Origin of the sequence: Affinundibacterium fentianense (assembly GCF_018139545.1) — a bacterium.
GTDB classification, from domain to species: Bacteria; Pseudomonadota; Gammaproteobacteria; order Burkholderiales; family Burkholderiaceae_D; genus Undibacterium; species Undibacterium fentianense.
Genome location: NZ_JAGSPJ010000001.1, coordinates 313,952 through 326,741, shown reverse-complemented (window position 1 = coordinate 326,741; position 12,790 = coordinate 313,952). Strand labels below are relative to the sequence as shown.

At 44.9% G+C, this 12,790-nt stretch carries 13 protein-coding genes; 5 read left to right on the top strand and 8 right to left on the bottom strand.

Annotated features, from left to right (window positions below; translation table 11 throughout):
- Positions 1 to 31 precede the first annotated feature (31 nt).
- Positions 32 to 724, bottom strand: coding sequence for a glutathione binding-like protein (locus KDM90_RS01420; RefSeq protein ID WP_212673824.1), 693 nt, complete (start codon positions 722 to 724; stop codon positions 32 to 34).
- A 297-nt stretch (positions 725 to 1,021) separates the two neighbouring features.
- Here KDM90_RS01420 and KDM90_RS01415 point away from each other — a divergent pair, with 297 nt between their 5' ends.
- Both KDM90_RS01415 and KDM90_RS01410 read left to right on the top strand, forming a co-directional pair.
- Positions 1,022 to 1,426, top strand: a complete 405-nt coding sequence (locus KDM90_RS01415) for a BlaI/MecI/CopY family transcriptional regulator (RefSeq protein ID WP_212673823.1) — start codon at positions 1,022 to 1,024, stop codon at positions 1,424 to 1,426.
- Positions 1,423 to 2,874: a TonB family protein gene (locus tag KDM90_RS01410; RefSeq protein WP_212673822.1), complete on the top strand. Its 1,452-nt coding sequence runs from the start codon at positions 1,423 to 1,425 to the stop codon at positions 2,872 to 2,874. The genes KDM90_RS01415 and KDM90_RS01410 overlap by 4 nt, the downstream gene beginning before the upstream one ends.
- Positions 2,875 to 3,029: 155 nt before the next feature.
- On the opposite strand, the gene serB is transcribed toward KDM90_RS01410, so the two are convergent.
- Entirely contained in the window at positions 3,030 to 3,884 is an 855-nt protein-coding gene (gene serB, locus KDM90_RS01405; protein WP_212673821.1) for a phosphoserine phosphatase SerB, read from the bottom strand.
- Between the two features lie 28 nt (positions 3,885 to 3,912).
- Positions 3,913 to 7,332, bottom strand: a complete 3,420-nt coding sequence (mfd, locus tag KDM90_RS01400) for a transcription-repair coupling factor (protein ID WP_212673820.1) — start codon at positions 7,330 to 7,332, stop codon at positions 3,913 to 3,915.
- A gap of 30 nt (positions 7,333 to 7,362) precedes the next feature.
- On the opposite strand from mfd, the gene ispD reads away from it, so the two are divergent.
- The 3 genes from ispD (at position 7,363) to KDM90_RS01385 (ending at position 9,061) form a co-directional block, all read left to right on the top strand.
- Positions 7,363 to 8,208 carry a 2-C-methyl-D-erythritol 4-phosphate cytidylyltransferase gene (ispD, locus tag KDM90_RS01395; protein ID WP_329605278.1) on the top strand — a complete coding sequence of 282 codons (846 nt, stop codon included), beginning with the start codon at positions 7,363 to 7,365 and terminating at the stop codon, positions 8,206 to 8,208.
- Complete coding sequence (gene ispF / locus KDM90_RS01390; RefSeq protein WP_230409541.1) at positions 8,205 to 8,714, top strand: 2-C-methyl-D-erythritol 2,4-cyclodiphosphate synthase; 510 nt, start codon at positions 8,205 to 8,207, stop codon at positions 8,712 to 8,714. Before ispD ends, ispF begins: the two co-directional genes overlap by 4 nt.
- 74 nt (positions 8,715 to 8,788) lie before the next feature.
- Positions 8,789 to 9,061 carry a DUF4404 family protein gene (locus KDM90_RS01385; RefSeq protein ID WP_230409540.1) on the top strand — a complete coding sequence of 91 codons (273 nt, stop codon included), beginning with the start codon at positions 8,789 to 8,791 and terminating at the stop codon, positions 9,059 to 9,061.
- Between the two features lie 67 nt (positions 9,062 to 9,128).
- On the opposite strand, the gene KDM90_RS01380 is transcribed toward KDM90_RS01385, so the two are convergent.
- Genes KDM90_RS01380 through KDM90_RS01360 form a run of 5 tightly spaced genes read right to left on the bottom strand, consistent with a single transcriptional unit; the run spans position 9,129 to position 12,780 of the window.
- Complete coding sequence (locus KDM90_RS01380) at positions 9,129 to 9,902, bottom strand: peptidylprolyl isomerase (RefSeq protein ID WP_212673819.1); 774 nt, start codon at positions 9,900 to 9,902, stop codon at positions 9,129 to 9,131.
- 51 nt (positions 9,903 to 9,953) lie between these two features.
- Entirely contained in the window at positions 9,954 to 10,229 is a 276-nt protein-coding gene (locus KDM90_RS01375) for a BolA family protein (RefSeq protein WP_212673818.1), read from the bottom strand.
- Positions 10,226 to 10,843: a septation protein A gene (locus KDM90_RS01370; protein ID WP_212674452.1), complete on the bottom strand. Its 618-nt coding sequence runs from the start codon at positions 10,841 to 10,843 to the stop codon at positions 10,226 to 10,228. Before KDM90_RS01370 ends, KDM90_RS01375 begins: the two co-directional genes overlap by 4 nt.
- Positions 10,844 to 10,861: 18 nt before the next feature.
- A complete protein-coding gene (gene msrB, locus KDM90_RS01365) occupies positions 10,862 to 11,254 on the bottom strand; it encodes a peptide-methionine (R)-S-oxide reductase MsrB (RefSeq protein WP_212673817.1) in 393 nt (130 codons plus the stop codon).
- A 38-nt stretch (positions 11,255 to 11,292) separates the two neighbouring features.
- On the bottom strand, positions 11,293 to 12,780 hold the full coding sequence (locus tag KDM90_RS01360) for a protein adenylyltransferase SelO (RefSeq protein ID WP_212673816.1): 1,488 nt from the start codon (positions 12,778 to 12,780) through the stop codon (positions 11,293 to 11,295).
- Positions 12,781 to 12,790 lie beyond the last annotated feature (10 nt).

Below are 12,790 nucleotides of genomic sequence, written 5' to 3'. Positions count from 1 at the left end.
CGCTAGTGTGTGGTTTAGATAGGTTGGATTTCTAGCGTTTTGCGTACTGCGTTTGTCCAAACAGGACATCTTTTGCATTCGCATCAGTTAATGGTTTTCGTTGTTTTGCTAAAACAGCTAAGCCTCTCTGCACTGCTGGACGTTGCGAAATCTGGTCGAACCAACGTTTTGCGTTCGGATAGTCGGCCCAATCTATTCCTTGGTTTGCCGCAGACCGTGCCCATGGAAATGTGGCGATGTCGGCGATTGTATAATTTTCCCCAGCTAAATAGGCGTGTTGCGTTAATTGATTTTCTAAAACTTGGTATAAACGCTTTGCTTCATTCGAATACCGATCATAGGCATAGTCAATTTTTTCAGGGGCATAAATACGAAAGTGATGGGCTTGTCCGAGCATCGGTCCAAAGCCGCCTACTTGAAACAATAGCCATTGTAAGGTCTGATATTTTTCCCTGTCACTTGTTCCGAGATATCGTCCGGCTTTACTTGCGAGATAGATCAAGATTGCACCAGATTCAAATAGCGCAATAGGTTTGCCGTCAGGTCCATCGGCATCAACAATTGCAGGAATCTTATTGTTCGGTGACATCGCTAAAAATTCGGGCTTAAATTGATCTCCTGCGCTGATATCGATCGGTATTGCACGGTATTGGAGCCCACATTCTTCCAGCATGATATGAATTTTGTGACCGTTAGGCGTTGGCCAAGAATAGACATCGATCATGATTGGTATCTCCTTTAGTCGATCAAATTGGATAGGCTGGAATTCAGAATTTATCTTACCTGCGTGATTATATCGCGTGTGCGGCGAACACGATTTTGCTTTGTAGCTTGCGTTTGTTCTCGGTTGCGGTCAGCGGCGTAAGAAGGTGGATGGATATGCAATCGAGCTTCAAGTCTTTAGTTGCGGTGGTTCCTAATAATTAATCGAACTGAAAATAAAAATACTTAAAATTAATCTAGACAAAACAATCTAGATCAATTAATCTAGATTTATTGATCTACTTTATTGCGACATTAAATGAAAAAAAATCATACGGGCGAAGCAAAGGCAGTCACTCCACCAAAACCAACTGCAGCTGAAATGGAGCTGATGCGCTTGCTTTGGGTTCTTGGGCCAGCCACCGCCAAGCAAGTGCATGAAGCTGCCATCAAAGAGCGACCAGATCTGGCTTATGCGTCGGTGCTGCGGATGCTGCAAGTGATGCACAGCAAAGGTCAATTGCGCCGAGACGAGAGTCAAAAAGCACATGTGTATGCTGCGGTTGAAGAGCAAGACGCCTTGCAAACGAATTTGGTGAAAGATTTAATTCAAAAAGCTTTTTCCGGTTCGGCGAAAGCTTTGATTCTCTCAGCCTTGCGAACGCATGTCAGCAAAGAGGAGCGAGAAGAAATTCAAAAATTTTTGCATGGAGACGAAAAATGACCATCGACTTTCCATTGCTTACCAACGCTATCGGTTGGACGCTCGTTCATTTTCTATGGCAAGGTGCTGCAATCACTTTATGCACGGCCTTCCTTTTGCAACTAAGTCGTAATGCCCGTGCCCAAACTCGCTATTTGATTGCATGTCTTAGCCTAGCGCTATGCTTGTTTGCACCGATCTGGGAGTTGTTACAACGCTTGCAAACGACAAAAATCTCCCTTGATGAACAGGTCGTTTCCGGTCACTTGCTTGAATCTAAGACGGCATTAAGTTGGATCGATGCAATGCAAATTTGGTTTCAGATGCACATCGATTTCATCGTCATTACATGGGCGACTGTGGTTGCCATACTTGGCTTGCGACTATTGCTAGGTATTTTTTGGTTACGGTCTTACACCAACGGAAAACGCGGTGTCAGCAACGCTTATTGGCAGCAAAAGACCGATCAATTAGCGGAACATTTTCAGATTGCTAAGCCTGTTCTCGTGCGTATCGTCAACGAACTAGAAAGTCCGATCACGATAGGTTGGATAAGACCAATGGTTTTGCTTCCAGCCTCTCTTTTGACTGGCATGACCCCTAGCTATTTGGAAGCTTTGATTGCGCACGAACTAGCACACATTTCGCGCTTCGATTATGTCGTCAACTTTATTCAAAATTTGATTGAAATGGTTTTGTTCTTCCACCCAGCTGTTTGGTGGATTTCAAAAAAAATCCGCATTGAACGCGAGAACATTGCGGATGATTTAGCGGCAAGTATGCTCGGCGAACCGCGGCGTCTGGCACTTGCATTACAGGAATTGGAGTATATCCAATTCACCACCCCTCAACTCGCCCAAGCGGCACATGGAGGAAATCTTATGTTGAGAATCAAACGTTTAGTGCGTCCAGAAGCACAAAGTATCAATTGGAAAACCGCGGTAACAGTAGTCGGGATTGCGACTGTCTGTGTCGGATTTGCCGCCAATGCAGCATTGCCTACTATCTCTCAAAGCAAACAAGTCAACACACAGAATCAAATTGTCGCCATCGAAGAACGCAATGAGCTTGATGCAGAATTCGCCATGGCAGACCTAAGAGAGCCGTCCTTGCATGATCAGATCTCGTCTTCCCCGGCAGTTCCTAAAGTTTCAAAGAGCAAGGGAAGCCGTGGTGAGGATGTCATCGTCCCTGCTCGGATCAATTTTATGAAAAAAGGTTGTGCTCCAGAATATCCTCGTAAAGCCTTGCGTGCTGAATCGCAAGGCGTGTCGAGCTTAGAAGTGCATTTCTCTGCCATTGGGCGTATCGATGCTGTCGATATAGTGAAGTCCAGTGGTCATGAATTGCTCGATGATGCTGTGAAAAGTCAGCTTCTGTCAGGAAAATGCACAGCAACGCCAGGAACCCTCAATGGCAAGCCCCAACCAACGACAACAAGAGTTGATTATGTTTGGAAGTTGAGCTAACACGATCTGATTTGGCTGGATACTCGGATTCTGGAGTATCCAGTTTTTATAGTAATTTTTTTGATCGGCGTGGTTTTCTTTAGAGCGCGCAGCAGGCTAGTGATGCCATAATTCGTAGGACGGGTCGAACCCGCTGCAGAGTTCTCTTTTGCTCGCTAGGCTGTTAAGACATTCAAAATTCCATCTAGACCAACAAAGTTCAAAGCAAGATTAGCTTGCTGACGCACCACTGGTTTAGCGCGAAAGGCGACTGACAAGCCAGCGATCCCCATCATCTTCAAATCATTTGCCCCATCTCCCATAACGATCGCTTGTTGTGGGTTAATGCCAAGATCCTGACATACCTTTTCAACTGTGCGTTTCTTTTCATCGGCATCGACAATGCCACCAATGACCTTGCCGGTGAGTTTATCGTCAATGATCTCGAGAACATTCGCATGGGTGTAATCAAGGTTTAAGCGTGACTGCATCCTATCGGTAAAGAAGGTAAAACCACCTGATACTAACAAAGTTTTTAAGCCTGCTTGCTGTACTTGCTTAAGCATATTTTCTGCACCCAAGGATAATTGCAAACGCTGTTCATAAACTCGTTGGAGTGCTGACGCCTCGAGTCCTTTCAATAAACTAACACGGCGCACCAAGCTTTCTTGAAATTCAATTTCGCCCCGCATCGCTGCTTCAGTAATTTCTGCAACTTGTGGCTTGAGGCCCTGCATATCAGCGATTTCGTCGATGCACTCTATGGTGATTAAAGTGGAATCCATATCCATGGCGACGAGCTTAAAATCAGAAAGTTGGCGTTGAATTCCATGATAGACATCGAGCTGCGCCTGCAAACATTGGTCTTGGATGACTTCTAGGATTTGACTGTCGCATTGGACGTTCTCTAAACGGATTGCCCTCGAATTGATTGGGATAATCTTATTCGCATTCGACATTTGTGCAATTTTTTGGATGATTGCCGTATGTTGCGATAAGACCGTATTTAAGCCTTGAATAATCAGATTCATATATATACTTTAGTGAAATGTCAGCAGATCAATGTAGCGCTTTCATTGTGCTCTTGATTTGTGCAACTCTTGTTGCAAGATCTGGCATATTGGCACTGATGCGCAACTTATCTTGACCGTTAAGTTTGATGTGTTTGTTCTTTTGAATCAATTCGATAATTCGCATCGCATCAATCGGAGGTTGCGGTTCAAACTGTAGAGTCGCAGCTTCGCTATGGGCATCAATTTTAATAATGCCGAGCGACTTGGCCGCAATGCGTAGGCGGTGAGTTTCTAAGAGGGACTTGACCGGTTCGGGCAATTTTCCGAAACGATCGATCAGTTCTTCTTGTAAATCATCAATTGCATCTTGTTTGTTGCAATTTGCGAGGCGTTTGTAGATAGACAAACGTTCATGCACATCACCACAAAAATCGCTGGGTAAGAGAGCCGGGATGTGCAAATTAATTTCTGTTGTGGTGGCGAGCGGGGCGGCTAAATCGGGTTCCTTGCCGTTCTTTAAACAGCGTACAGCTTCACTTAACATATCGGAATACATTTGGAATCCGATCTCGTGCATTTCACCAGATTGATTGTCACCTAAGACTTCACCAGCGCCACGAATTTCCAAGTCATGCATGGCTAGGTAAAACCCGCTACCAAGTTCTTCCATTTGTTGAATTGCCTCTAAGCGGCGATTAGCTTGTTTTGTCAAACCTTGTATATCGTGCACCAATAAATAGGCATAGGCTTGGTGATGCGAACGACCCACGCGTCCACGCAATTGATGCAATTGCGCCAAACCAAATTTATCCGCTCGATGCATGATAATCGTGTTCGCACTTGGGACATCGATCCCCGTTTCTATAATCGTTGTACACAAAAGGATGTTGTAACGTTGCGCAACGAAATCTCGCATCACTTTTTCGAGGTCGCGTTCGTTCATTTGACCATGCCCGACAGCGATGCGCGCTTCTGGTAAAAGCGCTTCCAGCATGGCTTTGCGGTTTTCAATAGTCTCGACTTCATTGTGCAAGAAATATACTTGCCCGCCGCGCTTCAATTCGCGTAAACACGCTTCTCGAATGACGGAATCGCTTTCACTACGCACGAATGTTTTGATTGCCAAACGCTTTTGTGGTGCTGTCGCGATGATAGAAAAATCGCGCAAGCCTTCTAATGCCATACCTAGGGTTCGTGGAATCGGTGTCGCGGTTAAAGTCAATATATCGACTTCTGCACGCAGTGATTTTAATGCTTCTTTCTGACGCACACCAAAACGATGTTCTTCATCGATGATCACCAATCCTAGTCGCGAGAATTTCACATCCTCGGACAAGAGTTTATGTGTGCCAATCACGATGTCGACGGTACCATCACCCATCCCTTTGATGGCTTGTGTGATTTCTTTGCCGCTTCTGAATCGAGATAACTCTGCAATTTTTACAGGCCAATTGGCAAAACGATCGGTGAAGGTTTGAGCATGCTGTTCTGCCAGTAGTGTCGTCGGTGCAAGAATGGCGACTTGTTTTCCGCCCATGACTGCCACAAAAGCTGCCCGCAAAGCCACTTCTGTTTTGCCGAAACCCACGTCACCACAGATCAGCCTATCCATCGGTTTGCCAGACGTCATGTCGCCAATCACGGCGTTGATTGCCGCAGCTTGATCAGGGGTTTCTTCAAATCCAAAGCTATCTGCGAAGGCGGCGTAGTCGTGGGCTGAATATTCAAACGCATGACCTTGGCGCAAAGCGCGACGTGCATATAAGTTAAGCAACTCAGCCGCGGTGTCGCGAATTTGTTGTGCAGCTTTGCGTTTTGCTTTTTCCCACTGACCCGATCCCAATGCATGGAGAGGCGCATCGTCTGGTGATGCGCCAGAATAGCGTGAAATTACATGCAGTTGCGCGACTGGGACGTAGAGTTTGGTATCCTTCGCATATTCCAAATGGAGGAATTCAGTCTCGCCGTCTCCTAAATCCATGCTAACCAAGCCCATATACCGGCCAATACCGTGATTGCTGTGAACGACCGGATCTCCAATTTTCAATTCGGACAAGTCGCGCACCATGTGTTCGACTTGTGTTACAGCTTCTTGTTTCTTGCGACCGATGCGTTTGCCCGACCCAGCATACAATTCCGTTTCAGTGATGAAAGCGATCTCATGTGTCTGAAAACCAGCATGCAGAGGTGCGACGCCCAAGACCAATTTTGTCGAGCTCGTTAAAAAATCTGTGTAATCTTCACTGAGACTGACTTCCAGATCAAAGTCGCTGAAATATTGTTGTAAAGTTTCTCGGCGACCAGCGGTTTCCGCACAGATAAAAACACGTTTATCTGTTTGTAACAGATACGAGCGAAGATTATTCAGAGGATCGTCGGCACGACGGTTGACGGCAATATCGGGCAAAAAGCTAGAGATTTCTGACGCGGCACCTCCATTTTGCACGACCCAGCGAGATTCTGATTTCAGTGTCGCAAAAAAATCTTCATCGCGAAGAAAAAGCGTCTCTGGAGCTAATACAGGGCGCTCCCTGTCAGATTTTAAAAATTGATATCGCGATCTCGTGTCGGTCCAAAAACGTTGTATCGCATCTTCAATATCACCAATGAGAACATAATGCGTGTTCTCCGGTAAATAGTCGAACAACGTCGCTGTTGATTCAAAAAATAAGGGTAGATAATATTCAATACCCGCTGATGCGATCCCATTGCCAATATCTTTATAGATCGTGGAGCGCGAAGGGTCGCCTTCAAATTGCTCACGCCAACGATTGCGGAATGCGCTGCGACCGCCTTCATCCATCGGGAATTCGCGACCGGGCAGCAGCCTAACTTCCTTGACCGGATACAGTGAGCGTTGCGTATCGGCATCAAAGGTGCGTATGGTTTCAATGCTATCGCCAAATAAATCGAGACGATAGGGCAGTACCGATCCCATTGGGAACAAATCGATTAAACCACCGCGAACAGAGTATTCACCTGGCGACATCACTTGGGAGACATGTGTATATCCAGCAAGTGTAAGTTGCGTTTTGAGTTTGGCCTCGTTAAGCGTCTCACCGACTTTGAAGAAAAAAGTATAGGCCGCTAAGAACGAGGGTGGTGCCATGCGCACGAGAGCAGTCGTTGCGGGAACAATCAGGGCATCACAGGTACCGCTGTTGATTTCATATAAGGTCGCTAGCCGCTCAGAGACCAAGTCCTGGTGCGGAGAAAACGCGTCATATGGTAGTGTTTCCCAGTCTGGCAACAAATGACAGCGAAGCTCAGGTGCAAACCAAGGTAATTCACTGAGCAAGCGTTGCGCGTCGGCTGGACTGGCCACAAATATCGTCAGGAATCGATTTTTGTTTTTTAATGCGGTAGCAGCTTGCGCAATCGCATAGGCATCAGCCGAGCCATGAGTCGATGGCAACACAAATCGGTGACCAGCGTTGGGTAGTGCTTTGATGAAATCGAAAGACATTAGATGTAAAGCAAGGAGTTCTGCAAATTCATGCTAAACCGTCTGGAAAAATCCCAGTGGCAGGAATTGGCGGTTAAAATGAGGGTCAATTATAAACGATGCACAAGCGTAGAGACTTGTATCCCAGAAATGACCCAGCAATCGACAGAATTATCAGATTTGTCCCTCAATTTGCCACGGGAAAGTGCAAACGGTATGAAGCCAAAGTATATTGCCTTGATTCCTGCTGCAGGGGTTGGAGCGCGTATGGCCGCAAGCATACCGAAGCAGTATTTGGATTTGGCAGGAAAAAGCGTTTTACAGAGGACAGTTGACTGTTTTTTATCATCCCAGCAAATTGATCACATCTTTGTCGTAGTCAGCGCTGAGGATGCATTCATCGATGCTGCTCTAGTCGCGAATGAGAAATTGACTATTCTGAATGGCGGTGGTGAAACCCGTCGTGATACCGTACAAAATGGTTTGGAGATAATACGTAAATACAGTCACTATCAAGATCACGATTGGGTATTGGTACACGATGCAGCCCGTCCAGGCTTGACGCCAGATTTGGTGAATAAGCTCATTGAAGCAATCGGGGACGATGTGAATGGCGGAATTTTGGCGTTGCCCGTGGTTGATACCGTGAAACGACAAACTGAAAAAACACTCGAGACAATAGACAGGACACAACTGTGGTTGGCACAGACGCCGCAGATGTTTCGTTTAGATATGCTGATACGGGCATTGGAAATGGCAATCGAAGTGACCGACGAATCGAGTGCGATGGAAGCGTTAGGATATCGACCTAAACTTGTTGAAGGTACGATGCGAAATCGTAAATTGACCGTGCCCGAAGATTTGGAATTTCTACAATTAATTTATAAAGATTTATGACTACAGACCTAAATATTCAAGTGCCCATGCCGATCCGAATAGGCCAAGGCTACGATTGCCATGCCCTAGTTCCTGGACGTAAATTGATTATTGGCGGTGTCGAAATTTCGCACAAAACAGGCTTGCTAGGACATTCGGATGCCGACGTATTGCTGCACGCGATTACGGATGCTTTGTTGGGAGCGGCAGCCCTAGGTGACATTGGAAAAATGTTTCCCGATACAGATGCCCAATTTGCAGGAGCCGATTCGCGTGTTCTCTTACGAGAGGCTATTTCACGTGTACATAAGAGCGGTTATGTGCTTGGGAATTTGGATGCAACTATCATCGCACAACAACCCAAAATGGCACCCCATATTCCAAAAATGATTGAGTATATTGCAGCTGATTTACAGGTCAAATTGGGGCAAGTCAATATCAAAGCGAAGACCAACGAGAAGCTTGGTTTTTTGGGACGGGAAGAGGGCATCGCTGCGGAAGCAGTCGTTTTGCTTTATCGAATATAACGAAATGATGCCTAGAGGTATATTCAAACTTCAGGCCAGTTTAATAGCTTATTTTTAGAATCTAGGAGGGTGCGATGAAACGCGACATGTTAAAAGGATTGTTGAAACAATTGCAGGACGGCCTGCATACGACTGGGCAGGTTGATGCTGAAATGAAAGAATTGTTGCAAAATCTGCATCGAGATATCGAGCTTGTTTTATCGAAAGACGACAATCCCGATGATCCTTTGTACGCGGCATTGAGTGATCGTTCGCGGGCAATCTATGCCGAGTTTGCCAGCAAACATCCTAAATTGGAGCCAGCTTTGCGCGAGTTGGGAAGTATGTTGGAAAAGATGGGTGTGTAATTTGACTTAGGTTTGACGAAAAAAAAGACGCTGAATAGCGTCTTTTTTTTGTTCATGCTTAACACGTTTACTTGATCACAGCCTTCTTGATCAAGGACTGCTGATACGCCTGAACTTTTTCTTGAACCAAGCTTTCGCCAATTTGTTGTTTCACTTCTTCTAAAGTTGGCAATTTTAATGGACGAACATCATCCAATTTGATGACGTGGAAGCCAACTTCGGTTTTTACTGGTGTTTCAGTGAACTGACCTTTTTTCAAAGTTGCCAATGCCGCTGCGAATGCTGGTGGCACGTTTGCTTGTGATACCCAATCCAAATCACCACCTTTTCCAGCCGATCCAGTGTCCTTGGATTGTTTGGCTAGCTCTTCGAATTTAGCGCCGCCTTTTAGTTTGGAAATGATTGCTTTTGCATCATCTTCTTTTTCTACCAAAATATGGGCAGGGTGATACTCGTTGTCACCATTTTGCGTTTTCCATTTGTCGTAAGCGGCCTTGATGTCTGCTTCTGTGACAGGATTCTTTTCAACGTGCGTGCGCATCAACGCTTGAATCAAAATTTGTTGGCGAGCCAATTCTATTTGCAACTTAACGTCATCGTTCTTGCTGTACCCAGCTTTTTCTGCTTCTTGCAAGAGCACTTCAGTGCCAACCAAACGATCTTTGATCATCGCACGTAATTGTGGTGTGTCTTTTTGACCTTGTGCTAAAGCTTGCTTTACATAGGGTTCAGCTTTTGAAGCAGGGATTGCTTTTCCATTGACCGTTGCCAAGTTCTGCGCCATCGCAGGGAATGCGGTTACTAGAAGTACAACCAGCAATTGAGCGGGTTTAAAAGTCATTATCTGTTCCTAAAATACAAAGAAAGTAAAACAAAAACGGTTAATAAAATATTATTTTGTTGCTTCTGAAGGACTAGATGCATGGATGACAAGTGCATGTATTTCCGTGTGCATCAAATCGCCAACGGCATCATACACTAGTCGATGCCGAGAAATGCGATTTAGTCCCGCAAATTTTTCGCTAATAATTGTAACTGTAAAGTGTCCAGCGCCGCTAGCAGCACCGGCGTGACCTTTGTGTGCTGCGGAGTCGTCTTGAATTTGACAGTAAGAGGGGCTTAGATGTTCATTTAGCCTATCTGTGATCATTTGAATTCGTTGAGTCATTTGGTTTCTTCAATATATTTCATCAAGAAAAAGGTTTGTCCGATTACAAAAACTGGTAATGCAAAGAAGGAATAAAACTTATAGCTCACCCAAGTACTTTGTGAATAAGTTAAAGCAACATAAAGATTCGCAGCGCCCATCACCAAGAAATAGGCAATCCAGACTAAATTGAGTTTATCCCAAGCGATTTCCGGCATTTTTATTTCAGAACCCATCATCGTTTTAAGAAAATTCTTCTTTAGAAAATATTGGCTGAAGGCAAACCCGAAAGCAAAAAGCCAGTAAATGATGGTTAGCTTGATTTTGACAAAGGTATCGTTTTGAAAATAAATCGTTAGTCCACCGAAAACACTCACAATAAAAAAAGAAACCCATAGCATAAGGTCAATTTTTTTTCTCCTAACCATCAGATATAAAATTTGAAGAATTGAAGCGACGACCGCAACAGCAGTTGCAATCAAAATTGGTGCCATTTGCGGTGACACCATATGGCCTGATGTGAAACCAGACAAAAACTCATTTGCTAATTGGAGGGACTTCTCTGGATTTTTTTCTGCGCGGTTATAACTCAGAAAAAAAAGTAAGACAGGAAAAAGATCGAATAGTAACTTCATCATAGATTGATAAATACCTCAGGTCGGTTTGAAAGCTAATGATGCAGAATTAATGCAATAGCGGAGATAGGTTGGGGCCGGGCCATCGGGGAAGACATGTCCCAAATGCGCGTCGCAGATATTACACACAATTTCAGTGCGCGTCATTCCATGTGAGTGATCAGGGATTTCCTTCACATGTTCGGGATTAAGTGCTTTGAAATAGCTTGGCCAGCCGCAGCCAGAATCAAATTTGGCATCTGATTCAAACAGTGGAGTGTTGCAGCAAACGCAGGTATAAATGCCAACTTCGTGGTGGTCCCAAAATTGACCACTGAATGCCCGTTCGGTTGCTGCTTGGCGGGTAACGCGGTAAGACATTTCAGACAATTGATTGCACCATTCGGCATCAGTTTTTTTGATTTTAAACATTCTGGATTCCTCCCCCGTGATGAAATAGCTAATTTATCTTATGATGAACAACTTACTGAAACTTCGCTTGCCCAGTCGGGAGGTAGTTGAGCGTAGGCCTCAAATTCAGATTGTTCATCGAAAGGACGCTTCAAAACCTGCGACAGAGTATGCAACTCTGTGTAATCTTTATTTTCAGCTTTTTGAATCGCTTGCTGGGCGAGATGATTACGCAATACAAATTTTGGATTAATTAAGTTCATCCGAATACGGCGTTCTTCATCACTTAATGTTTCTCTTTGCAGACGCTGACGATATTGCCTTAGCCAGGCATCAAGACCTGATCGATCGATAAAAAGATCACGGAGTTGTTGATCTTGATCCTCATTGTGTTTAGAAATCTGACTAAGACGCCTAAAAGCAAGCGTGAAGTCCGTCAAACCATTTGCCATGATTTCAAGGTAGGATTCGTAAAGTGTTTGATCATCTTCTGTTTCTTCATAAAGTCCTATTTTCTTCAGCATATTGGCGTGATAGGCGGTTTTGAAATCGGTAATATAGTTTGATAACGCGCTTTGCGTTTGTTCGATATCACCGATGAGGGGCAACATTGCCTGAGCCAGCGCATGACAATTCCAATGCCCAATTTCTGGTTGCATATGATAGGCGTAGCGCCCTTGGGTATCACTATGATTGCAAATGTGACTAGGATTAAATCCGTCCATAAAGCCAAATGGCCCGTAGTCTAGCGTTATACCTAATATCGACATGTTGTCCGTATTGAGTACGCCATGCATAAAACCGACGCATTGCCAATGCGCAATTAAGGTCGCAGTGCGCTTGATGACTTCTTCGAGCAATCCAAGATAAGGATTGTCGCGCTCGTGCAATTCTGGGTAGTAGTTGAAGATAACAAAATCGGCGAGCTCTTTCAGTTCGCTGGAGGCTTGATTGTAATACCAGTGCTCAAAATTTCCAAAGCGAATAAAGCTAGTTGCAGCACGCGTAACGACTGCAGTCTTTTCGGGCATTTCGCGCATCGTGTACTGATCGGATCCAATTAGGCAAAGTGCACGCGAGCTTGGAATACCTAGTGCTGCCATTGCCTCAGAGCAGAGATACTCTCGAATCGAGGAACGCAAGACCGCTCGACCATCGCCCATTCTGGAGTAAGGTGTGACTCCAGCTCCTTTTAGTTGAATTTCAAGCGACTCTTGGGAGTGTTGGAGCTTAAGTTCACCCAATAGAATTGCCCGACCATCACCCAGTTGGCCAGCCCAAATCCCAAATTGATGGCCTGAGTACACAGTTGCAATTGGTCTACTGCTTTGGTGGACCCGGTTTCCTGAAAATACTTCGAGGATTTCCTGTTGATCTAATAGCTCCGGTGCGAGTCCAAGATTCTGCAATAGATCAACATTGCGTGTGATCAAATACGGATTTTTAAGCGGTGTTGGGTCTAGCGGAGTAAAGAAATTTTTACTTAGGCTGGCGTATCGATTTTCGAAATTAAGCGCCGAACTCGAGTTGATGGCAAATTGCGTCATGACTATCAGA